This window comes from Bradyrhizobium campsiandrae (assembly GCF_014529705.1).
In the GTDB taxonomy this organism is placed as follows: domain Bacteria; phylum Pseudomonadota; class Alphaproteobacteria; order Rhizobiales; family Xanthobacteraceae; genus Bradyrhizobium; species Bradyrhizobium campsiandrae.
This window is the reverse complement of record NZ_JAANIH010000061.1, coordinates 1-24,702: the sequence shown is the minus strand read 5'-3', so window position 1 is coordinate 24,702 and position 24,702 is coordinate 1. Positions and strand designations below refer to the sequence as shown.

The 24,702-nt window shown below is 62.0% G+C and carries 25 protein-coding genes and 5 pseudogenes; 16 read left to right on the top strand and 14 right to left on the bottom strand.

Annotation, left to right across the window (positions count from 1 at the left end):
• Window positions 1–27: 27 nt before the first annotated feature.
• Window positions 28–867, bottom strand: coding sequence for a hypothetical protein (locus tag G8O24_RS33045; protein ID WP_188106701.1), 840 nt, complete (start codon window positions 865–867; stop codon window positions 28–30).
• A gap of 393 nt (window positions 868–1,260) precedes the next feature.
• Complete coding sequence (locus G8O24_RS33040; RefSeq protein WP_188106699.1) at window positions 1,261–2,160, bottom strand: LysR family transcriptional regulator; 900 nt, start codon at window positions 2,158–2,160, stop codon at window positions 1,261–1,263.
• 107 nt (window positions 2,161–2,267) lie between these two features.
• Here G8O24_RS33040 and G8O24_RS33035 point away from each other — a divergent pair, with 107 nt between their 5' ends.
• Window positions 2,268–2,933 carry a peroxiredoxin-like family protein gene (locus G8O24_RS33035; protein WP_188106697.1) on the top strand — a complete coding sequence of 222 codons (666 nt, stop codon included), beginning with the start codon at window positions 2,268–2,270 and terminating at the stop codon, window positions 2,931–2,933.
• A 324-nt stretch (window positions 2,934–3,257) separates the two neighbouring features.
• Window positions 3,258–3,539 (top strand): hypothetical protein, encoded by a 282-nt coding sequence (locus G8O24_RS33030; RefSeq protein ID WP_188106695.1) that lies wholly within the window; start codon window positions 3,258–3,260, stop codon window positions 3,537–3,539.
• 16 nt (window positions 3,540–3,555) lie between these two features.
• Here G8O24_RS33030 and G8O24_RS33025 read toward each other — a convergent pair whose 3' ends face one another.
• Together G8O24_RS33025 and G8O24_RS33020 are read right to left on the bottom strand one after the other, a co-directional pair.
• Window positions 3,556–4,515: a transglutaminase family protein gene (locus G8O24_RS33025; RefSeq protein ID WP_188106693.1), complete on the bottom strand. Its 960-nt coding sequence runs from the start codon at window positions 4,513–4,515 to the stop codon at window positions 3,556–3,558.
• Between the two features lie 44 nt (window positions 4,516–4,559).
• Window positions 4,560–5,210 (bottom strand): RHS repeat-associated core domain-containing protein, encoded by a 651-nt coding sequence (locus tag G8O24_RS33020; protein ID WP_188106691.1) that lies wholly within the window; start codon window positions 5,208–5,210, stop codon window positions 4,560–4,562.
• A gap of 494 nt (window positions 5,211–5,704) precedes the next feature.
• Here G8O24_RS33020 and G8O24_RS33015 point away from each other — a divergent pair, with 494 nt between their 5' ends.
• The 5 genes and pseudogenes from G8O24_RS33015 to G8O24_RS33000 all read left to right on the top strand — a co-directional run.
• Window positions 5,705–6,055 carry a hypothetical protein gene (locus tag G8O24_RS33015; protein ID WP_188106715.1) on the top strand — a complete coding sequence of 117 codons (351 nt, stop codon included), beginning with the start codon at window positions 5,705–5,707 and terminating at the stop codon, window positions 6,053–6,055.
• 7 nt (window positions 6,056–6,062) lie between these two features.
• Window positions 6,063–6,314 carry a hypothetical protein gene (locus tag G8O24_RS45755; protein WP_368736639.1) on the top strand — a complete coding sequence of 84 codons (252 nt, stop codon included), beginning with the start codon at window positions 6,063–6,065 and terminating at the stop codon, window positions 6,312–6,314.
• 344 nt (window positions 6,315–6,658) lie between these two features.
• Entirely contained in the window at window positions 6,659–6,781 is a 123-nt protein-coding gene (locus tag G8O24_RS45260; protein ID WP_283815614.1) for a hypothetical protein, read from the top strand.
• Between the two features lie 192 nt (window positions 6,782–6,973).
• Complete coding sequence (locus G8O24_RS33005; protein WP_188106689.1) at window positions 6,974–7,273, top strand: hypothetical protein; 300 nt, start codon at window positions 6,974–6,976, stop codon at window positions 7,271–7,273.
• A 246-nt stretch (window positions 7,274–7,519) separates the two neighbouring features.
• Window positions 7,520–8,386: pseudogene (locus tag G8O24_RS33000) on the top strand (IS256 family transposase); the annotation flags it as partial.
• A 354-nt stretch (window positions 8,387–8,740) separates the two neighbouring features.
• Here the strand turns inward: G8O24_RS33000 and G8O24_RS32995 are convergent.
• Window positions 8,741–9,280 carry a methyl-accepting chemotaxis protein gene (locus tag G8O24_RS32995; RefSeq protein ID WP_244646134.1) on the bottom strand — a complete coding sequence of 180 codons (540 nt, stop codon included), beginning with the start codon at window positions 9,278–9,280 and terminating at the stop codon, window positions 8,741–8,743.
• On the opposite strand from G8O24_RS32995, the pseudogene G8O24_RS32990 reads away from it, so the two are divergent.
• Window positions 9,267–9,713, top strand: a pseudogene (locus G8O24_RS32990) (transposase); the annotation flags it as partial. The gene G8O24_RS32995 and the pseudogene G8O24_RS32990 sit on opposite strands and share 14 nt — an antisense overlap.
• Window positions 9,714–9,728: 15 nt before the next feature.
• On the opposite strand, the gene G8O24_RS45255 reads toward G8O24_RS32990, so the two are convergent.
• The 7 genes and pseudogenes from G8O24_RS45255 to G8O24_RS32955 form a co-directional block, all read right to left on the bottom strand.
• Window positions 9,729–10,421: an AMP-binding protein gene (locus G8O24_RS45255; protein ID WP_188106687.1), complete on the bottom strand. Its 693-nt coding sequence runs from the start codon at window positions 10,419–10,421 to the stop codon at window positions 9,729–9,731.
• A pseudogene (locus G8O24_RS44575) lies at window positions 10,360–11,202 on the bottom strand (AMP-binding protein). The gene G8O24_RS45255 and the pseudogene G8O24_RS44575 overlap by 62 nt, the downstream one beginning before the upstream one ends.
• A 53-nt stretch (window positions 11,203–11,255) precedes the next feature.
• On the bottom strand, window positions 11,256–11,462 hold the full coding sequence (locus G8O24_RS45750; protein WP_368736637.1) for an acyl-CoA dehydrogenase family protein: 207 nt from the start codon (window positions 11,460–11,462) through the stop codon (window positions 11,256–11,258).
• A 32-nt stretch (window positions 11,463–11,494) separates the two neighbouring features.
• A pseudogene (locus tag G8O24_RS45745) lies at window positions 11,495–11,719 on the bottom strand (acyl-CoA dehydrogenase family protein); the annotation flags it as partial.
• A complete protein-coding gene (locus tag G8O24_RS32965) occupies window positions 11,716–13,341 on the bottom strand; it encodes an AMP-binding protein (protein ID WP_188106683.1) in 1,626 nt (541 codons plus the stop codon). The gene G8O24_RS32965 and the pseudogene G8O24_RS45745, both read right to left, overlap by 4 nt.
• A gap of 6 nt (window positions 13,342–13,347) precedes the next feature.
• Entirely contained in the window at window positions 13,348–14,541 is a 1,194-nt protein-coding gene (locus G8O24_RS32960; RefSeq protein ID WP_191093426.1) for an acyl-CoA dehydrogenase family protein, read from the bottom strand.
• 16 nt (window positions 14,542–14,557) lie between these two features.
• Entirely contained in the window at window positions 14,558–15,604 is a 1,047-nt protein-coding gene (locus tag G8O24_RS32955) for a phosphotransferase family protein (protein WP_188106681.1), read from the bottom strand.
• Between the two features lie 170 nt (window positions 15,605–15,774).
• On the opposite strand from G8O24_RS32955, the gene G8O24_RS32950 reads away from it, so the two are divergent.
• The 8 genes and pseudogenes from G8O24_RS32950 to G8O24_RS45740 all read left to right on the top strand — a co-directional run.
• On the top strand, window positions 15,775–16,503 hold the full coding sequence (locus tag G8O24_RS32950) for a TetR/AcrR family transcriptional regulator (RefSeq protein ID WP_188106679.1): 729 nt from the start codon (window positions 15,775–15,777) through the stop codon (window positions 16,501–16,503).
• Complete coding sequence (locus G8O24_RS32945) at window positions 16,500–17,471, top strand: ABC transporter permease (protein WP_188106677.1); 972 nt, start codon at window positions 16,500–16,502, stop codon at window positions 17,469–17,471. The genes G8O24_RS32950 and G8O24_RS32945 overlap by 4 nt, the downstream gene beginning before the upstream one ends.
• Window positions 17,472–17,505: 34 nt before the next feature.
• Window positions 17,506–18,519: a sugar ABC transporter substrate-binding protein gene (locus G8O24_RS32940; RefSeq protein WP_188106675.1), complete on the top strand. Its 1,014-nt coding sequence runs from the start codon at window positions 17,506–17,508 to the stop codon at window positions 18,517–18,519.
• 79 nt (window positions 18,520–18,598) lie between these two features.
• Window positions 18,599–20,713 (top strand): ABC transporter permease, encoded by a 2,115-nt coding sequence (locus G8O24_RS32935; protein ID WP_188106673.1) that lies wholly within the window; start codon window positions 18,599–18,601, stop codon window positions 20,711–20,713.
• Window positions 20,698–21,804, top strand: a complete 1,107-nt coding sequence (locus G8O24_RS32930) for an SMP-30/gluconolactonase/LRE family protein (RefSeq protein WP_191093425.1) — start codon at window positions 20,698–20,700, stop codon at window positions 21,802–21,804. Before G8O24_RS32935 ends, G8O24_RS32930 begins: the two co-directional genes overlap by 16 nt.
• Complete coding sequence (locus G8O24_RS32925) at window positions 21,801–23,300, top strand: sugar ABC transporter ATP-binding protein (protein WP_188106671.1); 1,500 nt, start codon at window positions 21,801–21,803, stop codon at window positions 23,298–23,300. The genes G8O24_RS32930 and G8O24_RS32925 overlap by 4 nt, the downstream gene beginning before the upstream one ends.
• A 46-nt stretch (window positions 23,301–23,346) precedes the next feature.
• Complete coding sequence (locus G8O24_RS44570; RefSeq protein ID WP_188106670.1) at window positions 23,347–23,553, top strand: hypothetical protein; 207 nt, start codon at window positions 23,347–23,349, stop codon at window positions 23,551–23,553.
• Window positions 23,550–23,687 (top strand): annotated as a pseudogene (locus tag G8O24_RS45740) (recombinase family protein); the annotation flags it as partial. The gene G8O24_RS44570 and the pseudogene G8O24_RS45740, both read left to right, overlap by 4 nt.
• A gap of 76 nt (window positions 23,688–23,763) precedes the next feature.
• Here the strand turns inward: G8O24_RS45740 and G8O24_RS45735 are convergent.
• Both G8O24_RS45735 and G8O24_RS44555 read right to left on the bottom strand, forming a co-directional pair.
• Complete coding sequence (locus G8O24_RS45735; RefSeq protein WP_368736638.1) at window positions 23,764–24,264, bottom strand: hypothetical protein; 501 nt, start codon at window positions 24,262–24,264, stop codon at window positions 23,764–23,766.
• A partial coding sequence (locus tag G8O24_RS44555) for a hypothetical protein (protein ID WP_244646138.1) occupies window positions 24,261–24,702 on the bottom strand: 442 nt, incomplete at its 5' end. The genes G8O24_RS45735 and G8O24_RS44555, both read right to left, overlap by 4 nt.

Genomic DNA, 24,702 nt, shown 5'->3' with positions numbered 1-24,702 from the left:
CTCGCAGCGGCGCTCTGCAGTCCCAGCTCACTCGAACGAATATCGGCCAAGAAATCGTGCGTGCGTCGCCCATTCATAGGCGAGCGCGCCGATGAAAACGCCGAGTGCTCCCGTCAAGCCGATCAAAATAACAGTCAACAGGACACCACTGAACTCGATGACGGAGTAAAGCTTGAACAGCGTCCAACTGTGCCCGAAGACTCCGAAGGCGAAGAACGCCGCATTTGCCGAAGCCGAAACGAATGGCAGTCCGGGGCGCACGATCACATACATCAGGCCGGCCCAAAGCCCGACCATGAAGAGGGTCGCGTATTGCAGCGCCGTCACAGGGCTGGCGAACAGAGCCGCTGCCTGACCAAGGGTGTCCCGCAGCAGGAGCGCCCCTATGCTGTAAGCTGAAGTGAAGCCGCAGGCGATGAGAACAATGGCGAGCCAAGGCACGCGGCTCGCGCGCTCCGGTTTTGGATGGTCTCGACCCAGCGCCAAGCCGATCAGCCACCCACCGAGGGCCAGTGCGGCAAGGTCCAGAGCACCGTTCAGAAGCGCCTCGCCTACCCTCATGCCAAAAAGCGTAGCGCTATTGAGGAAACAGAACGCCCACAACAGCCCGAGCAACACCCCGAAGGTGAGACCGTTCCATCCACTCCGGCCCGGCCAGCGCCGTTGCACGATCGCAAGGAACGGCGCCATGAGAATGAGCGTTCCCAGTGCGTAGACGAGTTGGGCCGCCTTGTGCGTGCCGGAGACAATGAACCAGCTTCTTTGCAGGTTTCGAGCCAGACCTTCCGGTGGGTAATAGTCCAGCGATGGAAGAACAAGCCTGATCAAGCCCCACGCGGCCAGCGTCGCAATGATGGCCGCCGCCATACGCCAAACCTGTTGTCTTACCGGCATGACCGCCCTCCGCCAGCGCATCTCCTGGCACGCTGGCTCCGGCCGCGTCTTGATTCGAATCAAGGACGTGGTTTCGAGATGAGGGGCTGACGGAGTGCACCGGCCGATCATTGATGGCCGCTTCTCACCGCAATCTCGCTGCTTCCGCTGACGCGACGATCATAACCGGGCTTTGCCGCGGCAATTGAAGCTCCGCCCACGTCCTGGGCCGCTTCGGGTCGTTCGCGTGGCGCTTCATACCGAAAGGATGTCGGACTACAGCGAGCCTGCTTTGTCGTGATGAAATGGCGCGCCATTCAGAACAAAAACGCGAACTCGTATGTCGTCGAAATTGGTGTAGTTCCAGCAAGGCGAGGGACGCGAGTGCTAGCCTAGGCTAGCCGACCATTTGGCGGATTCGGCGACAAGGAAATCGGCGAAGGTTCTTGCGGAGGGTTTGGCGCCTCTGTCATCTGGAAACACGGCATGCAGTTCGACCGCCCCCATATCCCAGTCGGCTAACACCCGAACGAGGGAGCCATTCTCGATCTCGCCTCGGCAACCGACGCTCGCCATCGAGGTCAGGCCGAGGCCGGCAACTGCTGCTGCTGTCGCGACTTCATTGACGGTCGCCGTCAGCCGGCCACCCACTCGCACCGACGTTGCCTTGCCGTTCTTGCGGAACGTCCAGGCGGGGCCGAGGCGCGACGGTCCTACGATGACCGAATGTGCTGCGAGGTCGGCGGGCGTCCGGGGAACGCCGAACCGTTCGAGATAGGCCGGCGAAGCGACGATCACGCGTGGCCATGCCGCGATACGGCGCGCCACTGCCGTCGAATCCGGAAGCGACCCGAACCTCAGCCCGATATCGATGCTTTCACTCACGAAGTTCTGCCGCATGTCGTCGGCCACGAGTTCGACCCGCAGCGCCGGATGCCTGTCCATGAAAACTGGAAGGCGCGGCGCGATCTCCCGGATCGCGAAGGTGGATGACGGGCCGACCCGTAAAACGCCGCGCAATTCGCCGGTCCCGCGCACCGCGTATTCGGCTTCGTCGAGCGCGCTGAGGATCGGTTCGACCCGCGCCAGAAAGTCGGCGCCGGCCTCGGTCAGGGCGATGGCGCGCGTCGTGCGCGTGAACAGAGCTGCGCCCATCTTGCGTTCGAGGGCCGCAATCGTGCGGGACACCGTCGGCTGAGGAATATTCAGTTCGCGGCCTCCGGCCGAGAAGCTTCCCCGCCGGGCGACGCGAACGAACAGACGCAACGACGAGAGGTGATCATTCATGGCTCTAATGAATAACTCAAAGCCATATTCTCCGTCTATCGCCTTCGATTTGAATAGAGCACTTTCCGGTCACCGGACGCAGATGCGTCGCAACCGAGGAAAAAGCGATGTCCCTTCAAGACAAATTGGATGCCCTCAAGACGAAATTCGAAACCGAAATGGCTCCGCCTGAGGTCGTGGCGGTCATGCACCGCGTCACCGACGAACTGATCGCCTCAGGTCAGGCCGGCCGTGCGCTGCACGCCGGCGACCGCGCCCCGGTGTTTGCGCTGCCCGATCCGGACGGCAAGCTCGTGTCTTCGCAGGACTTGCTGACCAGAGGTCCGCTCGTCCTGACATTCTATCGCGGCGCCTGGTGCCCGTTCTGCAATCTCGATCTTCAGGCGCTTGAGGAGGTTCGAGCGGACATCGAAGCGCGCGGCGCGCTGCTCTTGGCCGTGTCCCAACAGACGGCCGCCAATAGCCGCAAGTCCCAGCGCAGCAACAAGCTCGGCTTCCCCATTGTCGGCGACAAGGGCGGCGAACTGGCCGCAAAATTCGGAATTCGCTGGCACCTGCCCGAAGACCTGCAGGCGATCCACAAGCAGCTCGGCGCCGACCTCGTCGCCTTCAATGGTGAGGATAGTTGGACGCTGCCGATGCCGGCGCGATACGTGATCGGGCAGGACGGTGTCATCGCCTATGCGGAAATCAATCCGGATTATACGCGCCGACCGGAGCCTTCGGACGTATTGCCCGTCCTCGATCAACTGAAGCGTTCGAGCACGACTTGACGCCTGGGACCTGTGGCGCCCCCCTGGCTCGCCGCGGCTTGGAAAAGCGGCAATCGCGAAATGGCGCGCCACGGCCGATGAAGATGGGCACTACTGCTTCGCCGTGATACTATGATACAGTAGCCCGCGACGCGGTCCAATCGGCAAGTCTGCGACGGGCCGCGATCTGGCGCTACTGCACCGAGCCGGCATCAGCCCAAGTTCGGCTGATTTGCGATTTATGAATCGGGGTAGGGCTCAAACTCAATTAGGTTAGCGGCTGACCTTGCCCTCAATCCCGAGAAGGCACATCCTCTACCGATCACACGGAGCCGCTAGGGTGCAATGTTCAAGAAAATCGTTCAAGGAGTGCCAGTCGACGCCGACCCGGTGAACGACCTCATTGCTCTGATCGACTTGGTCGAGACCGAGTTGGGGCTCTCGACGGGTGGCCAAAGCGTGCGCGACCGCCTCTCCGAGGTAGTTAGCGAAATTCGCCGGTCCGAAGGTGTAGCGACCCAGGAGAGTGTGAACGTTTTGCTTGAGGTTATCGAACGTCTGAGCAAGATCGAGCGGCTTTTGTCCGACAAGGGGTCCGAGACTAGCTCTGAGACTTCTCACGATTGACGCCGCGGCGGAGCGCCTACTGGTCCTCACGCCAACCCAAGGCTTCCGCTTTCGCGAAATCAGAGAGATTTCTTTCCTGCAGCACCTGATATCGCGGTCGTAGGGACGACGGGATGTCGGCAGGTCTGGGATATTTCTGCACGAACTCCGCCTCTATCTGAGCTGCGAAGGCACTTCCGCGTTTCGCCAACATGTATGCGAACGTGGGATCGTACTCCAGGATGATGTTGGCGATCTCGATACCTTCTTGAAAGCGTTGTCGTTCGAGATCGGCCTCGACCACCACCGCCGCCATCGCTGCCAACGTTTCCCGCCTCGTAAGCGGACGAAGGTAAAGGCCGTTTGCAATCGCCTGATCCGTCATCGGCATTTGTTCCCGAATCCAAGAATCCCTCGCCGGGTATCCTCCACTCGTTGTTTCCAGGTTAAGTGCCTGACCTGTCACGTCGTCTGTGTATTTGATGAAGAAATGCAAGGGCGCCCTGGAGAGCGCGACTGGAAGGTGCATCCGATCTGCGAGGATCAAGAACAGGATCGGCATGGTGATGCAGTTTCCACGTCGGGTGTCGAGATAGCTCGCAAGCAGTCTGTTGGACAGCTTTTGCCCGTTCGGGTCGGTCATATCGTACTGAAAGGGCCGCCGGTCATTCCAATCCCCACTCTCGTATATGTACGTCCGAATCGCGGTGAGCTTCGCCTTGTTGGACGGGGATGGGCCTGCCATCCGAGTCACGGTTTCGAAAGCACGGTCGAGTTGGTTGAGGGCGGCCGAGATGTCCAATGCCGGGCTAACCAGCTTGTCGAAAGTTAGCTTGGCCTTTGCGAAATCGATCTCTGCGTCCGATGTCGCCAACACCGACCGAACGGTTGCAGGGGCCGATAGAGGCGCGTCCTGAGCGCCTGCATTCACAGAAATAAGGAGCGCCGTTACGGCGAAGAACGCCGCCGCCAGCCGAGATCTATGGTACCTCACCATCCGCTCCCTCCTCAGCTGGTCGACCTCCTTGCCATCTGCAGTTCCTACTTTGATGCTGTTCCTGCGGCGGTTGGAGCGAAGCTATTCTGATCCGATCCCGCCAGATTTCCTGTCGGCGCAGACGCGCTCGCTGGGAGAACGTCCAGTCCAGGGGAGCTATTGGAGCCCTGTGGGCCTTGGCCTCCCGAAATTGGAACGGGGAACATGGTCTGCACATTGCCAGTTGCGTTGTCGTAGTAAATTTGCACCTGGTTTGTTGGTACTCCGTTGGCGGTACCAATCATATAGGGAATCGTTTGTCCCGTATTTTGGTTTAGAAGCATCACCTGTCCCTGCAAGACCATGACACTTCCTTGCCCGAATGGCGCGACTGCGGGAGGGGCAAGCGGTGACGCGAAGACATCATTTGATAGCTGCTGAAGCGCGGTAGGGTTTGTATATTCCTGATTGAAAACGCTATTGCCAGGACGGGTGCGAGGAGTGTCGATCCCGTGCGCGTTCAGAATGTGAACCATGCGATCGGGTGGAATATATTGAAGCCCGGACGGATCGACACGGTTCAGCGGATCATTCGCGACAAACGCGTAGAGATTAATGCCTCCTTCCACGCCAGCAGGATCCGCCTGGAGGAAGCGCGCTTCCGCAGGTGCAGCAAAGACCAGAGCGAGCAGCAGCATCCCAACGCGGCTAACCATAACGGCACCTCCTGCAGACTTGCAAAATCTATGGTTGTATAGTCTTGCACATCTCGTGTCGGCGAGTCCATGCCCGTGCGCCTGCTTCACGGCTACAGAGCGGCGTGCTCGTCATCAGGATTGATGGGCGCGATCCTTGATCCTTGATCGACTAGGACGGCTAGATAAAAGCGACGGTGTCGCTCCGCGCCGTTGGGGGTCGTAAGTGTTTGTTTGCACATTGTTCTGGATAGCCCTGCAGCGGCACCGTATGAAACGGCCTGGTGCCGCTCGAACCGAGAAAGCATTCAAAATCAACGTCCCGAGCGCCATCGTTCGCAGCGTAGCGTCGTGTTGCGCATGCTCGGCATGGATGCCCGCCATGATCGCATGGGAGACCGCTGCCGGACCAACGGAACGCCGTCAAGGCTCGCGCTTCGCGCGACCTGCTCCGCCGGCTTGCGGCCTTGACGGCGCTCCGATGGCCCGGCTCTTTGCTGCCATGCGATCCTGGCTTGCTCTGCGCGATTGCGCTCACGCGGCAGAAGAAGCGCGAGGTCGGAGCACCGCAGCGTGATGTGGCGCGCACTTCGGCTGTTCAGTGGATCGGCCATGCTTGCCACAATGGCGCCATGGCTCGCTCTCAAGAATCGCAGCGCCGCGTGTCGACCAACGCGGAATGCGACGATCTCTACGACTATGCCGTGGCGACCGCACGTCCCAGCCGGCGACGAGCGAAGCGCACTTCGGTGACATGGACGGTGACGGATGACTGGCCGGAAGACGTGCCGGTTGCTGAAGCCGAGATCGCCGTCTTCGAAGCGTGGTTCGGCGACCTGTTCGACGAGTTGTTTGGAAACAGCTGAGGGGGACATGACCATGGCGACGGCTGTTCGTGCGGCGCTCTACCTCCGGGTCTCAACGGGACGGCAGGCCGACAGCGATCTTTCCATCCCGGATCAGCGCCGCCAGGCGAAAGCCTACTGCGCGTCGCGCGGCTGGGAGAGCAATGACGGATCGGCCGCCCAGCTATTTTTGGATGGTGAGATCACCGAAAGCAAATTCAATAGTTCTCCCGACGAAGCCGTCGCCCGCTTGTGGCTCGCATTAAACAAACCCGCATGACCCCCAACAAAGAAAGGAGCATCACATGTCCCTCGCCTACGCCATCCAGGTACTCCTCCGCTACGACCGACGCTATGGCCCGTTCACGGTGGAGGAGGGAATGGAGATCGTGCGGCGGTTGATGGGGCACCGGTCCTGATTCGCCACCCGCCAATCCACAAAAATCATGTCCACAAGGCTTGCGGTCCGGGGCCTTCGGTCCCAAATTCCCCGGCGACACCGAAATAGTCGAAGCGTGAAGGGGACACCGGTAGACTACCTAAACGTCCAAAAACCCCAGCTCGCTGGCTCAACGCGCGATGTCGACTAAGTTAGGACCCCGCGCACGATGACAGGAGACCCGTATGGGTATCTTCCTCGTCCTCGAAGCCAGTCAGCCGAACGGTACGAAATACCGTCTCGGCCTCGGGTGCCTCGTGCCCCCGCAGGTTGCTTCGATGGTAGCACTGATCGTGCGGCTGTTCTGATGCAGAGACCCGCTCCGAAAGGCGCGGGTTTTCTGTTTGGTATACTGTATGGCGGAGGCGAGCCCCCAAGCCCGGACACGACGCGTCCGAGCTTACTGGCCTCCCCGGTCATATTGCGATCGGGGAGGTTTTCTACGTGGTACAATCCAGACATCTGTTCTTTGAGAGCCGGGGGATAAACCAACACGAGTCATGTCGAGAAAAGCAAAAGGCATCGCACCGGGCGATGTGCCGAGCGGCGATCCGATGGACGGCCGCGTGATTTATCCGTTTCAGATTTCAGACCTCGAAGGTCGTCTCCTCACCTTCATCGAGGGCCTCGGCCTTCGCGAGTCGCAGGAGAAAGCAGCCAAAGACCTCTTCCGAGATATCTACTACACGATCATGTGGGATCGCACTCACTACGTCGACGGTCGATGTCTCAATGAGGCAATAGTCAAGTCTGACGCATTGCGATCTGGCGCCCAGGTAGGTGGCAGCGCACGCGTTTAATATTCATCATGCCACCGGCTCTCAGAGCGCAGAGCAAAAAAAGAGCAAAAAATTTCGGGCGGTTTGCTAAGTCATTGAAAAAGTGGCGCGCCATTCGGAACAAAATCACGAACTCTTATGTTATTGAGATTGTTCTATAATTTCCGTCACGAAATCGGCTGCGAAGTCCGGCGCCTGCTTGCGGAGCCCTCTATCTCGTCCCGGGAATGTCCCGAGTTCTGAGAATTTCTGAAGAGGTCGGCGTTGCTCACCTCACGGATCCAGGCGCTCGGCACGATGATGGAGGCGGATGTGACGGCCTGTGGGCCGCGCCACAGTCGCGATGCGGCGCGGCGGGCGCACCGTTGGGGCCGAACGCGGGGACGGATCGGTTTCCACGGCGGCAAGATCGAGGTCAAGCGCCCGCGGGTCCCAGGCGTGGATGGTCGCGAGGTCACGATCCCGAGTTGGGAAACGGCGGCGCAGGAGGACTGGTTCGGTCGCTGGGCGATGAGCCTGATGCTGATCAATGTGTCGACGCGCCGGTTCGGCCGCGCTGTCGGGCTGCCCGAGGGCGACGTGCCGGCACCGCCCGGATCGGGGGTTTCGAAGTCGGCGGCCTCGCGGCGGTTCGTGGCGCTGTCGGCGGCGCGGCTGGCCGACTTCATGGCTGCCGATCTGTCCGCGCTGACCTTCTGGTGGTCCAAATCGACGGGCTGCATCTCGGCGATGATCTCATGCTGGTCGCCGCGATCGGCGTTGACGGCGAAGGCAACAAGCATCCGCTGGCGCTGGTGGAAGGGGCGACCGAGAGTGCCGCAACGGTTCAGGCCCTGCTGGACAACCTGGTCTCGCGCGGGCTCGACCCGACGGTGCCAAGACTGTTCATCGCCGACGGGGCGAAGGCGTTGTCGAAGGCGATCCGCCGCACCTTCGGTTTGGCCGCTGCGATCCAGCGCTGCCAGATCCACAAGGCGCGCAACATCATGGAACGCCTGCCGAAAGAGCATCATGCGGCCACCCGTCGGGTGCTGCGACAGGCCTGGGAGCTCGACGACGCCGACAGGCTGACAAATTGATCCGCAATCTCGACTCGACCAGCAATGGCCTGAAGTAGCGGCCAGCATCCTGGAGTTCTCCCAAACAATTCAGCTCTCGTTCCAGCATTGACAAAATGGACTTGGCTTCGGATACCGCCGCACTTTGCATCCTACGCAGGCGCCTGGCAAGCGCTGCGATGTGCTCCAATATTCTGCAGAGCGGCCCAACTTCTTTGCCTCGGACGTAAGATCGACAACAGCGCCCATCACCTGATTCCCTGAGCCATCCCGCCCATACTCCACCGTTTACATGGCGCGGACGCTCGCAAGAAATTTGTCAACCTGTGTTTCAAGTTCAGATGCATCTTTGGCCAGGCTATCCGCAGCTGAAAGAACGTTACCGGCAGCAGTGCTCGCATCGCCGATCGCCTGATTGGTTCCGTTGATGTTAGTGGTGACTTTCTTTCGTTGCCGCCGCCTGTTCCTCAACGGCACTCGCAATTGTCGTGCTGATCTCACTTATTATGACGATCGTGTGCGAGATATCCTTGAGTGCGACCGCGGTGTTGCCGGTCGCCGTCTGCATTTCGGAGATTTGAGCGGCAATCTCGTCGGTCCCTTTGGCGGTCTGGCTGGCCAGCCCCTTCACTTCGGAAGCAACCACCGCAAAACCCCTGCCGGCCTCGCCGGCGCGAGCTGATTCGATTGTCGCGTTGAGGGCAAGCAGGTTCGTCTGGCTCGCAATCTGACTGATCAGGGCAACGACATCGCCGATCTTCTGTGTCACGGATACAAGCCCAGCCACCAGTTTGTCCGATTTTTCGGCTTCGGCGACGGCCGACCGGGCGATCCGGCTTGCCTCCGTAACCTGCCGGCTGATCTCGTTGACGGATGAGGACAGCTCCTCCGACGCCGAAGCCGCGCTCGCGGACCGTTGATTGACAAACTCTGCCGTTGTCAAAAGTGAGCTCGCCGTGCGCGCCGCCATTCCGCACGGCCATTGGAAAACGACAACCTGCGTAGCTGCTCTCACCACGCACGGCATCATCGCTCCCTGGGTGCTCGATGGCCCCATCAACCGCGACGCCTTTACCTATGTCGAAAAAGTGCTCGTCCCCGAGCTGCCCGAGCACCCCATCGTCATTATGGACAACCTGTCCAGCCACAAAGGGCCATGCATACGCGAGATGATCGAGGCGGCCGGCGCCACGCTCCTCTACCTCCCGCCCTACAGTCCCGACCTCAATCCCATCGAGAACGCCTTCGCCAAACTCAAGGCGCACTTGCGAAAGGCCGCCGAACGCACCGTCGGCGGCCTTTGGGACGCGATCGGGCGCATCGTCGACACCTACACGCCCACAGAATCTAAAAACTACTTCGCCGCCGCCGGCTATTTGCAATCTGATCGGCTAACGCTCTAGCATGAGTTATCGTGCTCACCGTCTTGCTCCAATGCGCGTGAACTCGCGGTCACGCAGCTCGCGCGTCAGCTCCGGCGATGGCGTATGGCCTTGCCGCAGCACGACAAATGCTTTGACGATCTCGCCGCGTTGCTCGTCGTGACTGGCAACTACGGCGCAGACCTGGACCGCAGGATGTTCGGCCAGTGCGTTCTCGACTTCGATCGGACCGATGCGATATCCGGCCGAATTGATGACGTCGTCCGAGCGCCCGCGATACCAGAGATCACCCTGGGGGTCCTTCTCGGCTCGATCGCTGATCAAATACCAGCGTCCGTCGGGCCCGTCGACGAAACAGCTGTCGGTCTTCTCGGCATCCTTCCAGTAGCCCAGCATCAATTGTGGATTGGGCAGTTTCAGCGCGAGATCACCCTCCTGTCCCACCGGCAGGCGATTGCCGCTGGCGTCGATCACGTCGAGATCGGAACCGGGAGATGGACGCCCCATCGAGCCATAACGAACCGACTCACCGGGATAATTCAGCGCAAGCATGAGCGCTTCGGTCTGCCCGTAGGCTTCGTCGATGCGGATGCCAGTTGCCTTTTCCCAACGCTCGGCGACGACAGGATTCATGGCCTCGCCAGCGGTCACAACGCGGCGCAGGCGGCTAAGGTCGTTGCCTGACCGGACTTCGTTCACCACGCGAGATAACTCCGTGCCCGGGCGCACAATACACGGTCACCCGGTGCTTGCGCAGGAGCGTGAGACGGTCTTTCGGAACGAAGGGACCATCGAAGAAGAACGAGCAGGCGCCACAGCTCAGCGGCCCAAAGATGATACTCGTTCCCGCCTTGCTCCAGCCGGTGTCGGCCGTGCACCAGATCACCTCACCCGGCCGCAGATCGAGCCAATAGATTGCCGAGACGCGCCACGCATAGATCGCGCGCGCCGCATGAACCACGGCTTTGGGATGACCGGTCGAGCCGGACGTATAGTACATGATCGCTGGACTTCGGCGGGCACGACAGCAGGTTCAATCGCGTGCCAGTTCGCTGGCGTAATCGAGCCAGCCCGACACCTCGCCCAGCGCGACCCGCACCGGGATCTGCTGCTCTACCGATGCGAACTTGACCGCATGCTCCGGTCGGCAGATCGCCGCCTTCACCTCGGCGTTTGTGACACGATATTCGACGGCTCGCGCGGTAAGCATCTCGATGCACCGGATCGGCACCACGCCGATCTTCATCGCGGCAATGAGCGCAATGAACCATTCGGGCAGGCGCGGCAGCATGACGATGACGCGGTCGCCCTTCGCCACGCCGTTCGCACGCAAGACATTGGCGAGCCTGTTCGAAAGACGCGACAGATCGGAATAGCTGTAGCTGCGGCTGTCGCCGGCAGCATTTTCCCAGATCTGTGCCGGGCTATCGTGCTCGCGAGCGCGCCTGTCGATGACATCGGTGCCGAAATTGAAGGTTGCCGGCACGTCCCAGCGGAAGTTCGCGCACATAGCCTCATAGTCTTCAGCCGTCGGCTGCTGGGCGGATGACCACACATCTCGCATTATTTCCTCCCGCTTCGCGCATTCTTGCTCTGCCAAACTGCCACCGGCGCGTGGCCTATCGCCCGCCATAGGTCAAGAGGCGCCGCCTGATCGCCCAGCGGTGGAGTTCCGAAAGGGGTGTCATAGATGCGAAAGGCGCGGACATCGCGGTAGAATCGCTCAACGACCGTATCACGTGTCGTTCCGAGTCCGCCGAGGATCTGCAACGAGCAGTCAGCGACGCGGGGACCGCCTCCGAGCAGGTCACCTTGGCCATCGAGCTTTCGGTCGAGGCCCGCTCGCCTCTGTCGAGCAGCCAGGCCGTGCGCCAGATCGTCAGTTGCGCCTGATGGATGTCAATCGCATTGTCGGCCAGCATGAAGGAGGCCCTCGCATGTTCGCCGAGCGGCTTGCCGAAAGCCGTGCGCTGCCGCGCGAACTCGATTGTGGGCGCCGAATGAAGGGGGACCAGCCAAGCAGTCATCGCGCCCGCTTCGCACGCTCGGCTTCCCGCAGTTCGCGGCGCAGGATCTTGCCCGTCGTCGTCATCGGCAGGGAAGCCACGAACTCGATTTCGGACGGCGCCTCGTGCAGAGCGAGCGTCCCGCGCACGAAATCGCGGATCTCCTCGGCAAGCGTCTCACATGGCGTGCGTCCCTCCGCCAATACGACGAACGCCTTGATCCGCTCCGTGCGCATGGGATCGGGCACACCGATCGCCGCCGCCATCACGACCGCGGGATGATGGGTGAGAGCATCTTCGATCTCGGCCGGTCCGATTCGGTAGCCGGCGCTCGTGATGACGTCGTCGGCGCGGCTCTGAAACCAGAAATAGCCGTCCTCGTCGCAAATCGCGAGATCGCCGGTGATGAGCCAGCCGTTCGCATATTTGTCCCGCGTCGCCTCGGGATTGTTCCAGTAGCCGAGCATCATCACGGGATCCGGGCTCTTGAACGCGAGGTTACCGAGCGTTCCGGAGGGCAGAGGCTCGCCGGAATCATCGACGATCGCCGCTACATGGCCCGGAATCGCCCGGCCGATCGACCCGTACTTGACTGGCATGACGGTTGCGCTCGAACCAAGAACAAGATTGCACTCCGTCTGCCCGAACGCCTCGTTGATCGGCGCGCGAAGCGCCTCCGCACCCCATTCGTGAAGTTCCTTGCCGACCGACTCGCCGCCGGAGATGACGGCCCGAAGCCGCACGCCGTGGCGCCCCCAGGGGTCGCGAACCTGGCGCATGAGCCGCAGCATCGTTGGCGTAAGAAGTGAGGTACGGACGCCGTGGCGGCCCATTATCGCGCAGGCCTGCTCAGGATCGAAGCGCGCGGCGCGATAGAGGAGCACCGGAACGCCATGATACCAGGCCGGCATCAGCGCGTCCATGAGTCCGGCGAGCCAGGACCAGTCGGCAGGTGACCACATGAGGTCTCCCGGCTGCGGGAAGGAATCAAGCGGGAGTTCGACTCCCGGCATGTGCCCGAGGATCGAACGATGGCCCTGAACCGCGCCCTTCGGCTTGCCCGTCGTACCGGAGGTAAAGTTGATGAAGGCCGGGTCATCCGCGGCGGTGTCGATGTTCGTGAATCGGTCGCTCGCCTTCTCGAGCTCCTCCTCGAGCGAATGCGCGTCGGGCCCTGCTCCGTCGATGAGATAGACGCGCTCGACGCTGTGCGCCGTCTTCCGCGCTTCGGCGACCTTGGGCAGGTTGGCGAGATCAGTGATGACAACCCGGGCGCTGGCGGTCTCGAGACGGTAGGCGATCGCGTCTGCCGCGAAAAGGATGGACGCTGGTGATGAGACGAGACCGGCCTTCCAACAGGCGATATGGGCGATCGCGGTCCAAGGATCCTGGCTCAGGAGCAGCATCACGCGATCACCCCTCACAAGACCGATCGCGTTGAACAGGTTCGCAAGCTTGTTGGCTCTTCTCTGGACCTCCCGGAACGTCATGCGCCAGACGTCGGTGCCGCTTTCACCTATGAACGCGATCTTGTCCGAGTCCGACGCGTGGCGATCGCAGACGTCGTAGGCCATGTTGTAGCGGTCCGGAACGTTCCACCGGAAGGCCCGATAGAGGTCCTCGTAGGTCGGATGCCGGTCCATGGCGACTTACCTCTGATTCACGCGTTGGCCCAAAATGCGGTTTGCGAGAGCGTGCCGGTGCACTTCCGAAGGCCCGTCGTAGATGCGAAACGGTCGAATATCCCGATAGAAGCGCTCAACCACGGTATCGCCCGTGATCCCGATCGATCCGAGGATCTGGAGGCAGCGGTCGATGACCCGGCCAAGGGCCTCCGAGCAGAATACTTTTACCATGCTTGTCTCGTTGCGCGCCCGATCGTGACCGTCGAGGAGCCAGGCGGCGTGCCAAACCGCAAGCCGGCTGAGATGTAGGTCGATCTCATTGTCGGCGATCATGAAACCGACCCCCTGGTGTTCGCCGATCGGGCGCCCGAATGAGCGCCTATGCCGGGCATGGTCGATCGCGATCGCGTGACAGCGCCGCGCGGCGCCGAGCCATCGCATGCAGTGAGTGAGGCGGGCCGGACCTAGTCGAATCTGCGCGTTCCTGAACCCCTGGCCCACCTGCCCGAGCACGCGGTCCGGCGTTGCCCGCGCCCTTGTCAGGGAAACCGCAGCGTGGCCGCCCGGCGAATTCGAATCGATCGTGTCGAGCATGCGCTCGATCGCGAATCCCGGCGCGTCCGCGTCTAGAAGGAACATGGTCGCGCCGAGGTCCTGTCCGGCCGGATTGAGCGTGCGCGCCATGACGATATGGACGCCGGCCCCCGGCGCGCCTGTGATCATGTATTTTTCGCCCGTGATCAGGAACCCGTCGGAATCCTGCTGCGCGACGGTCTTCAATAGCGACGGATCGGCGCCAGCGCCACCGGTCGTGGTTTCGGTCATGACGAAGGTCGATCGGATTTCGCCGCGCACGAGCGGCGCGAGCCAGCGCTTCTTCTGCTCGGGCGTCGCGATCGATTCGAGCAGATTCACGTTGCCCTCGTCCGGCGCCTGGATGTTCAGCGCGAGCGGCCCGAGCGGAGACCATCCGGCAGCTTCGAACACAACCGCCATCGACCGGTGGTCGAGCCCGAGGCCGCCATATTCCTTCGGCCCGTGCGGCGACAGCAATCCTGCCTCGAAAGCAAGCGCGACGAGTTCGAGCCGCAGGGATTCTTCGGGCCCGTGCGGCCCCTGCCTGCGGTCGTTCTCGAACGGAACGACCTTCTCGGCGATGAAGGTTTCGACGCGCGAACGCAATTCGACGAGATCATCGGATAACTTGAAGTCGATCATAAATCCTCTTCCCCCTTCAGGAGCTGTTGGCAAGCGTCACGAGATCGAGGCCGCGTGCAAACAGGCTCGGGATCGAAAGGGCGAAGCGCTCCCAGATGGGGTCGGTCCGCTTACCCGTCCGATGCAACTTCACATTGAGGCAGGCGATCGACCCCAGACGGTATTGGGCGAGCGCCTGATACCATTCGAGCCGCGCCTCGTCCGGACCGCCGGCGCGCCGGTAGGCCGCCAAAAGCTCTTCCTTCCCGACCGGCGCGACCGGCCGCCAGTCCGGATGCCACGCGAGCGGATCGAGCATCATCAGGAGCCAGCCCACGTCGAGGCCCTGGGCCCCGATCGACGCAAGCTCCCAATCGATGACGGCGTTGGCCCGCTCATTCTCATAGAGGATGTTTCCCGGCTGGAAGTCGCCGTGAACGAGGCCGACAGGATCGCCGTCCGGCATGCAGGCCGCCAGCGCGGAACCGAGCGACGTTCCCGCGATATGCCACTCTGGCTCCTGAGCGTGGCGAAGAACGGTGGTCCAGCGATCGAGCTCCAAGCTCAGCGGACGCGGCTCTTCCCAGCCCGCAAGATGTCGCCGCCAGTCGACGCGATGCACCTTGGCGAGCAGATTCGCCGCCTGAAGCCAGATGTCGCGAAGCCGCACGGGGTCGCGCGGAAAGCTCTCGTGAGGCTGCCAGCTCATGAAGACGCGGCCGGGAAGCCGTTCCATGATGATGAAAGGAACGCCGAGCGCCTCCTCGTCGGGCGAGGCCCAAGGAACGTCGGGGACCGGAACGCCGGCCCCTTTCAGAGCCCTCAATAGAGGCGCCTGCCGGTAGACGTCGGTGTTGCCGCGGCGCGCGACGCCGGCCGGCGCAAGCTTGAGGACATAGCGGCCCGCGGCCTCTCCCTTCGCATCGCAAAGGTCGAATCCGTAGGTAAGGCCCGCGTGGCCGTCCTCCATGACGTCGAAATGCGCGACGGCATACCCGCCCCCGCGCTCTCGCTGAATGAAGCGCCGCACGCGCTCAAGAAGCGGATCAAACCCCACAGCTACGCCCCTCGGGTGCGCCGACATGCGTCCTCCCTGCCCGCGGTTCCCGCTTGATATGTCAAATCTAGCATACCGGCAGAAAAAATCGAGCGCTCGCTCAAAATTTTGTCGTTCCCTCTCTATCGCCTGCACGAATTGTCTGGCATGCTTTAGGTTGCCTCGCCTATCGGCGAGGGCAAGAGGACGCTCTGGGGATGAAACGCGTGGCGATTGCGCGGGGCGCGTCGTGGGAGGCGAGGGTTTCGACCGGCGCGATGTGCGCGCGCATCTTCGAGCGCCACAATGAGACGATCCGGGTCCGCAACCCGAACATCGGCGTCGCCAAACTCGCGCGGATCATCGAAGCCACTTTGCGGCTCGGCAACCGGCGCGGCTTTCACGCGACTAGCCTTCGCGATCTATCGAAGGCCTCCGGCGTCAGCATGGGCGCGCTCTATTCCTATTTCGACAGCAAGGCTGCGCTCCTCTCGATGATCCTCGGAGAGTTCATGCCGACGGTCACGTCCATCCTTGTTGATGTGTCTCCCGAAGTCAGGAGCGACGCACGGCGGCATCTCGCCTGGCTCATCGACACGCATGTGAGACTGTCGGAAGCGATGCTGCCCTGGTTCGTTTTCGCCTTCATGGAGGCCAAGGCGTTTCCCCGCGCGGAGCGTCACATCGCGGTGGAGACGGAGGCGCAAACGGAGGGAATCTTTGCGGATGTGATCCGGCGCGGCGTCAAGGATGGCGTTTTCGCCGTCTCCGACGCCGACCTCGCAGCGACGCTGATCAAGCCGCTCCTGCAGGACTGGTACCTAAAGCGCGGCAAATACCGGAACAGGGGCACCTCGATCGAGGCCTATGTGGCGGCCGTCACGGAGATGCTCGCGATGGGTCTTGGAATTCAGGAGCGCGCCCAAACGCGGGTACTGGCCTCATGAAGCGCATGAAACTCACGCAGCAGGAAATCGTATTAGCCGTCTTCACGGCGCTCTTTCTTGCGTTCGCGCTGTTCTTGCCCGGATTTTTCACCGCCGCCAATATGCTGTCGCTCCTCCAGAATGTTGCGGTTCTCGGCATTCTCGGCCTCGCGATGGCGATCGTTGTCCTCGGGCGAGGCATCGACATCTCGCTGATCGCGGCGCTTGCCGTGCCCCCGGGTCTACTTTTGCAGATGGTGCAGGACGGCCATTCCCTTTTCGCCTCGGTAGCGACCGCCCTTCTGCTTTCGCTGGCCTTCGGCATCGTCAACGGCTGGTTGATCGCCTACGCGGAGGTGCCCTCGCTGTTTGCGACTTTGGCGACCGGCCTTTTCCTCGCGGGCGTCGGGCAGGCGTCGCTGTTTTCGATCGACGTGGTGCAGTGGAGCAAGGGGATGGAAGGCTTCCAGAACCTCGGCCAAGGCTCGATCCTCGGCGTGCCGACTCCGATCATCATGTTCGCGATATCCTGCGCTGCGGTGGCATTCTTCTTGAGGCGAACCCGATGGGGCGCCTACATTTATGCGATCGGGGACAACCCGAACGCTGCCCGCGTGACCGGCATCCCGACGCGGCCGATCGTGGTGCTCCAGTACGTGCTGGCTTCGCTCATCGGGTGTTTCGCAGGATTCGTGATGGCCGCCTCCATCAATTCGATGCCGACTCGAATATTCAACTCGACGCTCATCTATGATGTGATCCTCGTCGTCGTGCTCGGCGGCATCGGCCTTTCCGGCGGCCGTGGGGGAGTCGTCAACGTCATCATCGGAACGTTTCTGATCGGAACGCTGCTCAACGGCATGACGATCATGGACGTGCCCTACGCCGGGCAGAACCTGATCAAGGGCGTCGTTCTGCTTCTGGCTGTCATCACTGACTCGTTCCTCAACCCGCGAAACGAGGAGACAGCCCAACAGGGAGACATTTAGCGGGAAGATATCGAGAAAACCTGGGAGAAGAACAATGAGATTGACGGATGCGATCAAGGCGGGCGCGATTGCTCTCGGATTTCTTGCGGGCGTCACCGCAGATGCACTTGCGGAGGAGCCGGGGCTCGACGAGCCGTTCCAAAAGGGTTTCAAGGAGGCGCTCGCCGGAAAGGCGGTTGCTTTCGTCCCGGTCGCTATGAACATCGATCTGACCGAGGGCTGGTTCGCGGGCCTTAAGAAGGAACTCGAGCCTCTCGGCATGAAGTTCGAGTTGCGCGATCCGAACTGGAACACAAACGCGGGCGCGCAGGCCGTGACCTCACTTATCTCGGAGAAGCCCGCGGTCATCGTTGCCCACAACCCGGACGTCCAGACCTACGCCAAACTTTTTCAGCGGGCCGAGAAAGAGGGAATCTTCATCATCCAGGTGAATATGGGTTCGGCTTATCGCAGCGCGGGCCTGGTGGGCGCCAACTGGATCTCGGTCGGCGAGCAGGAAACCGAAGCAGTCGTCAAGGCTTGCCAAGGTAAGTCGAACAAGATCGCGATCGTGCAGGGCGCTCTCTCGGCGGCGGCGAGTGCCTACCAGCTGAGAGGCGTCTACAATGTCCTCGCCAAGCATCCGGAGATCAAGGTCGTGTCGAGCCAGGCCGCGGACTGGGACGCCGCGAAAGCCAAGGCGATCACCCAGACGGTGCTGAAGCAGAATCCGGATCTTTGCGGCGTTATCGGCTTCTGGGACGGCATGGACATCGGCACGGCCGCGGCGGTCAAGGAAGCGGGCCTCACCGGCAAGGTCTTCGTCGCGACCTCGGGCGGTGGCGAGCAAAAGGCCGCTTGCGACCTCGTGAAGTCCGGCGATTTCGATCTTGATCTGAGCTACGACGTTCCGACCCAGGCCAAGCAAATCGCCGCCCTGATCAAGTATCTGCTGTCCTCCGGCACAAAGCCGGGAGACACGAAGGGCCTCGCCTACTCGACGCTCGTCCACGTCACGAAGGACAATGCGGACAAGGCCTGCTGGAAGTTGAGCGATCTGAAACAGTGAACCGTTGACGCCGGCGGCCGGAGCTTCCCCGTTCCGACCGCCGTTGTTGTTCTCCCTTTCCAATCGCGATCGGCTCTCCATGCGTGAGACTTTCACTCGCTGGCGTTATCAGTACTGGCCCCATCATCTCCTCGGCGAGACCCTGTCGAAGCGCTGGACCGAGACAGCAATCCCCGTCATTGTCCTTTTGATCGTCGGCTTCGTGCTGAGCCGGACGATCGATAACTTCCTGAGCCCAACCAACCTCGCCGACACAGCGCGACAAGCCTCGGAAATCGGCTTTATCGGCCTTGGCGAGGCGCTCGTGGTCATCGTCGGAGGGATCGACCTATCCGTCGGCTCGATGTTTGCCCTCACCGACTTCTGCGCGCTCTATACCCTCAACGTTCTGAACTGGCCGGTGCCTGCGGCCGCCGCCGCGACAATCGTCTGCGGCGCCGCGCTCGGCGCCATCAATGGCTTTCTCATCGGATATTTGAAGCTGCGCGCCTTCATTACGACCCTCATTACACTCATTATCTACCGATCCGCCTTCGATCTGCTCATTCAGCGCTACTCGAACCAGATCGCCGCCGCTTTTCCCGATTTTCCGTCCTGGAATTTCCTGGGCGGCGGGGATGCGTTGGGCGTCCCGAGCGTCGCGATCGCGTATCTCGCGGTCGCCATATTCGGCCATCTCTTCCTAACGCGGCTGCGGCCGGGCTGGCACATCACGGCGATCGGCGGGTCGCGACGCTCCGCCTACAATTCGGGTGTGCCGGTGAGGCGCATGATAGCGTTGAGCTATGTCGCCTGCGGCGCGCTCACCGCGATCGGCGCGCTGTTCTTTGCGGCGCGGCTCGGAACGGTCGGCGGTGACATTGGGGTCGGCCTCGAAGTGATCGTACTCACCGCGACGGTGCTCGGCGGCATCACGCTCGGCGGCGGCAAGGGCTCGGTCACGAAATCCGCGGTCGGCGTCCTCATCGTGCTTCTGATTACCAATGGTCTGACGACCATGAACGCGCGCGGCGGGATCAACCGCATGGCGCTGGCGAGCATCTTGCTCGTCGCCGCAGTGATCGATATCCGCTGGCTGAAGAACCGCACGCGCATCATCAGCAAGGTCTACGTGGCGCCGACCTATCACTATTTGCCGCCGCCTCCCCCGACCGAAGTCGGCATGGGCGGTCCCTTCGAGCAGAACGACCGGCTGCGCGAGGTCGATCTCATCGGCCTCGGCCGAATCGAAGCGCCGGAAGACGTCATTCTCGACCGGAACGACAATCTCTACGCTGGCTCGCGCCACGGCGACGTCATCCGCTTCCTTGCGCCCGACTACCAGCAGATGGAGATCTTTGCGCATATCGGCGGCCAGCCGCTCGGCATGGCCTTCGACCGCAACGATAATCTCTACATCTGCATCGGCGGCATGGGTCTTTACAGGATCGCGCCGAACGGCGACGTCGAGAAGGCGACCGACGAGACCAACCGCAGCATGACCTCGGTCAACGACGACAGCCGCCTCAGGCTCGCCGACGATCTCGACATCACCGACGGCGGCCTCGTCTTCTTTTCGGAAGCCACGATCCGCTACGAAATGGACGAGTGGCCGATCGATGGGCTCGAGGCGCGCGGCAATGGGCGCATCATCTGCTACGACACGAACACCGGAAAAACGCACACCGCCTTGCGCGGCTTAAAGTTTCCTAACGGCGTCTGCGTCGCGAGCGACGGGCAGTCGATCCTATTCGCGGAAACCTTCGGCTGCTCCGTCAAGCGCTATTGGTTCGAGGGCCCGAAGAAGGGCGCAATCGAGGTCGTTATGGACAACCTTCCGGGCTATCCAGACAATATTAATCTGGCGTCCGATGGGAATTACTGGCTTGCACTCGTCGGCATGCGCAGCCCCGTGCTCGACCTCGCTTGGCGGATGCCGGGCTTCCGCACGCGCATGGCCAAGCGCCTGCCGGTTGACGAATGGCTCTTCCCGAACCTCAACACGGGCTGCGTGGTCAAATTCAACGAGCGCGGCGAAATTCTCGAATCCCTATGGGACTTCAAGGGCGCGAACCATCCGATGATCACCTCCATGCGCGAGCATCGTGGCTTCCTTTACCTCGGCGGCATCGCCAACAACCGCATCGGGCGCTACAGGCTCGACGGCGCCGATCCCAGTTTCGTGCAATACGACCGGCGATGGGGGCGGGCGTGATTGCGGCAGGATGGGAATTCGCCAACCGGCTGCTCGGCCGTGGAGACGCCACGATCGCGGTGCCGCCGCTTGACGGCGCCCTGAAACCAAATCAAATGCTCGAGCAGGCAACGCCCCTTTTCGAGTGCGCCGCTCCCGAGGATCTTGCGACGGACGGCGCGCGTCTCTTCCTCGCCGACGGACCGAGGCTCCTCGCCATCCAGGGGGGCGCGGCGACCGAGGTGCGCGTTTTCGAGCAGCCGATCTCCGCCCTCGCCTGCATGCCGGGCAGCGGCCTTGCGGTGGCGCTAGGCGGTCGCGAGGTGCGCATCTACGCAAACCTCGCCGACCCCGCCCCCCGCGCGACTTTCGCAACGGGGTTCAGCGCCGTTAATGCGCTCTCGCCGACTCGTGAAGGGATGCTGTTCTCGACCGACGGATCGACGACACGCGGCGTTCACGAATGGGCAAGCGACCTTATGGAACTCGGCCGGACCGGACGCGTTTATCGGCTCGATCCGGCCGACGGAACGGCAAAGGTTATGGCGAACGGCCTGCACTACGTGTTCGGTGCCTGCGCCTTCGGCGAGGGAGCGCTCGTTAGCGAAAGCTGGCGCCACCGGCTGATTTTCATTGGGCGCGACGGGGCGACGAGGATCGTTCTGCCGCATCTTCCCGTCTATCCCTCGCGCATCTCTCCCGCCGCGGCCGGCGGCTACTGGCTCACAGCCTTCGTCGCCCGCACGCTGCTCATCGAGTTCGTTCTGCGCGAGCCCGCCTTTCGTGAGCGCATGATGGCGGAAATCGACCCTCAATACTGGATCGCGCCACGCCTGAGTTCCGGCGCCTCCTTCAAGGAGCCGCTGCAGGGCGGCCATATCAAGACAATGGGCATGCTGAAGCCTTGGGCGCCGCCCCGCTCCTACGGGCTCATCATCCGGCTCGACCCGCAAGGCCTCCCGCTCTACTCGCTGCACAGCCGGGTCGACGGCTCGAACCATGGCGTCGTCGCCGCCGTCGAGTTCGGGGACGACCTCATCGTCATCGCGAAAGGTCCGGGCCGCGTGCTCGCCCTTTCCCTTGCCTCGCTGGAAAAGGAATTTGGCGCATGAGCGGCGAAGACATTCTCACCCTGAGCCGGGCGACGAAGCTCTACGGCGGCAATCCCGCGATCGAGAACGTCGACTTCACGCTTCGGCGGGGCGAGATCCATGGACTGGTCGGCGAGAACGGCGCCGGCAAATCGACACTGACCAAAGTCATGGCCGGCGTTGTCACTTTGACATCCGGTGTCATGACGATCGACGGGTCGGAGGCCTCTCCGAAGACGCCGCTCGAAGCCCGGCATCTCGGCGTTGCGATGGTGTTTCAAGAAAACAGCCTCGTTCCCACGATGACGGTGGGGCAGAACCTCTTTCTCGGGCAGGAGCGCTTTTATAACCGCCTCAGGGGCGTTTACATTGCCGCGCAGCAATTCCTGCAATCGCTGAATTTCGACGTGCCGCCAACCACGATCGTCGGTACTCTCGGCGCGGCGAAGAAGCAGATGGTCGAGATCGCGCGCGCCGTCCTGCACCGCGCGAAGATCATCATCTTCGACGAGCCGACGGCGACGCTGACCCCCGAGGAAAAGAAGTATTTCTTCGATCTCGTCCGCGACCTTCGCAAGCGCGGTGTGTCAGTCGTCTTCATTTCCCACGCTCTCGAGGAAGCGCTGACGCTCGCCGACCGTATCACGGTGCTACGGGACGGAAGGAACGTCGTGACGGACGATGCGGCGAAATTCGACCGCGCCCGTATCGTGCGGGCGATGGTCGGGCGCGATCTGTCCCATACGCTCTATGGCGTTCGCAAGACGGCGGTGCGCAAAGCCGGTGCCCGCGTCCTCGTGGTGCAGAACCTGAAGATGGCGCCGGCAGTAAAGAACAATTCACTCTCCGTCTTTGCCGGTCAAATCACCGGCGTCTTTGGTCTCGTCGGCGCCGGTCGCACGGAGACGTTCAAGGTCGTCGCGGGCGTCCTCAAACGGGATTTTTTTCACGGCGGCGAGATCATTTTGAACGACAGGCCGGTGCGTTTCCGGGTGCCCGCGCCGGGCGTTCGCGCAGGTATCGCATATATCACCGAGGACCGAAAGGTGGAGGGCTTCTTCGAGACGGCCTCGATCGCCTGGAACATCTATCTTGGGCTTCTCGCGAAGTTTCCCCGGGGCCGCGCCTTGCTCTCGAAGCGGGAAGGAATGGAAGTCGGCGCCAAATGGACCGAAAAGCTTAAGGTGCGCGCGATCAGCAACCAGGCGAGAGTTGTCGAACTCTCGGGAGGCAACCAGCAGAAGGTCGTTATCGCGAAATCGCTCGTGCAGGAGCCGAAACTCGTCATCTTCGACGAGCCGACGCGGGGGGTGGACGTCGGAGCAATCGTCGAGATCCATGAACTGATCAACCGGCTCGCCGACGAGGGGACGGCGGTCGTCGTCATCTCCTCCTACCTGCCAGAGATCATGGCCCTCTCTGACCGGATCCTCGTCTCGAGGCAGGGGAAGGTCGTGGAGGAGTTTTCGGCGCTCGAGGCGACCGAAGAGAAGATCATGTACGCGGCGATCCACTAAGGCCTGTTTACAGTTGGCCCAACTTGCGCAGTTGGAGGTGGGCTTCGTGAAGGCCGGCGACCGCTATGAGAAGGATCCGGACCGGCGAGTGCAGGAGGCGATCATGCTGGTCTTCGACAAGGTGCAGGAGCTTGGCAGCGCGCGACAGGCGCTGTGCTGGTTCCATGAGCACGATCAATCTGCCGGTGAGGCAAAACAACGGAGACACGACCTGGCGGCGTCCCAACTACGCCACCATCCACCGGATGGATGATCGACAATCCAATCTACGGCGGGGCCTATGCCTATGGTAAGACTGCCGCAGCATCGGGATACAGCGCCGATGGCGTCAGCGTGAAGATCCATCGCAAGGCGCGGACTGATTGGCTGGCGCTGATGCCGAATGCGCACGAAGTATACGTAAGCTGGGAGAGGGCGGAAGCGATCCGCAAAATGGTCAGCAGCAACGTTCCCACGGCCGGCATCACGGCGCGCCCAAGCTTGGCGACGCGCTCCTCGCCGGGCTGTCCGCTGCAACCGTTGCGGACGCAAGCTGACGCTGAAGTACACAGGCGCCAAGCGCGGTATCCCGCGCTACAGCTTCAGCCGGGCCTGGATGGACAATGGCGCCCCTCATTGCATCGCCTTCGGCGGTCTGCGTGTTGACGACGCCATCGAGAATGCGTTGCTGACTGTAGTCGGCCCTGGCGCGGTCGCCGCCGCCACAGCCGCCGAGCAGGAGGCGGGCCAGCGGCGGGATCAAGTGCGCGACGCTCTCGGCCGCGACCTCGAAGCGGCGCGTTACGCCGCCGACCGCGCCTTCCGGCAATACGATGCTGCCGATCCAGCCAATGGGCTGGTCGCGGGCGAACTGGAGGCGCGCTGGAACAAGGCGCTCACACACGTGGCGGAGGTCGAGGCCAAGATCGCGACACATGATGCAGCCATGCCCGTTGCCGCCGTCGATCCTCTCACGCTCAATCACTGGCGTCGAACCTCAAGACCGTCTGGTCCGCACCGACGACCGATGCGCGGCTGAAGGCTGAAGGAGCGCATCGTGCGCCCATCATCCATGAAGTGGTGGCCGATATCGACGACGCAGCCGCCGAGATCGTTCTCGTGATCCACTGGATGGGCGGTGTGCACAGCGAGATGCGCCTGCCCAAGCGCCGCCGCGGTCAACGGAACAGCACATCCGCCGATGTGATCACCGCCGTGCGTCAGCTCGTGCTTATCGCTAATGACGACCTTATCGCCGGCATCCTCAACTGCAATGGCCTGAAGACCGGAAATGGTGTAAGCGACGTCTACGTCCCATTCGCAAAGATTTGGAGGGACGGATTGCAAAGCGTTGGCGCGACGGATTGCAATCTGTTGATCCACGCGTTGGAAATCGTTGAAGTTGCGTGTGGAGGGACAACAG

Coding starts and splice junctions, on each gene's coding strand:
- G8O24_RS33045 (WP_188106701.1), bottom strand. CDS start 867: ATGGCGGCGGCCATCATTGCGACGCTGGCCGCGTGGGGCTTGATCAGG.
- G8O24_RS33040 (WP_188106699.1), bottom strand. CDS start 2,160: ATGAATGATCACCTCTCGTCGTTGCGTCTGTTCGTTCGCGTCGCCCGG.
- G8O24_RS33035 (WP_188106697.1), top strand. CDS start 2,268: ATGTCCCTTCAAGACAAATTGGATGCCCTCAAGACGAAATTCGAAACC.
- G8O24_RS33030 (WP_188106695.1), top strand. CDS start 3,258: ATGTTCAAGAAAATCGTTCAAGGAGTGCCAGTCGACGCCGACCCGGTG.
- G8O24_RS33025 (WP_188106693.1), bottom strand. CDS start 4,515: ATGGTGAGGTACCATAGATCTCGGCTGGCGGCGGCGTTCTTCGCCGTA.
- G8O24_RS33020 (WP_188106691.1), bottom strand. CDS start 5,210: ATGGTTAGCCGCGTTGGGATGCTGCTGCTCGCTCTGGTCTTTGCTGCA.
- G8O24_RS45755 (WP_368736639.1), top strand. CDS start 6,063: ATGACCATGGCGACGGCTGTTCGTGCGGCGCTCTACCTCCGGGTCTCA.
- G8O24_RS45260 (WP_283815614.1), top strand. CDS start 6,659: ATGGGTATCTTCCTCGTCCTCGAAGCCAGTCAGCCGAACGGTACGAAA.
- G8O24_RS33005 (WP_188106689.1), top strand. CDS start 6,974: ATGTCGAGAAAAGCAAAAGGCATCGCACCGGGCGATGTGCCGAGCGGC.
- G8O24_RS32995 (WP_244646134.1), bottom strand. CDS start 9,280: ATGGCGGCGCGCACGGCGAGCTCACTTTTGACAACGGCAGAGTTTGTC.
- G8O24_RS32965 (WP_188106683.1), bottom strand. CDS start 13,341: ATGGACCGGCATCCGACCTACGAGGACCTCTATCGGGCCTTCCGGTGG.
- G8O24_RS32960 (WP_191093426.1), bottom strand. CDS start 14,541: ATGATCGACTTCAAGTTATCCGATGATCTCGTCGAATTGCGTTCGCGC.
- G8O24_RS32955 (WP_188106681.1), bottom strand. CDS start 15,604: ATGTCGGCGCACCCGAGGGGCGTAGCTGTGGGGTTTGATCCGCTTCTT.
- G8O24_RS32950 (WP_188106679.1), top strand. CDS start 15,775: ATGAAACGCGTGGCGATTGCGCGGGGCGCGTCGTGGGAGGCGAGGGTT.
- G8O24_RS32945 (WP_188106677.1), top strand. CDS start 16,500: ATGAAGCGCATGAAACTCACGCAGCAGGAAATCGTATTAGCCGTCTTC.
- G8O24_RS32940 (WP_188106675.1), top strand. CDS start 17,506: ATGAGATTGACGGATGCGATCAAGGCGGGCGCGATTGCTCTCGGATTT.
- G8O24_RS32935 (WP_188106673.1), top strand. CDS start 18,599: ATGCGTGAGACTTTCACTCGCTGGCGTTATCAGTACTGGCCCCATCAT.
- G8O24_RS32930 (WP_191093425.1), top strand. CDS start 20,698: ATGGGGGCGGGCGTGATTGCGGCAGGATGGGAATTCGCCAACCGGCTG.
- G8O24_RS32925 (WP_188106671.1), top strand. CDS start 21,801: ATGAGCGGCGAAGACATTCTCACCCTGAGCCGGGCGACGAAGCTCTAC.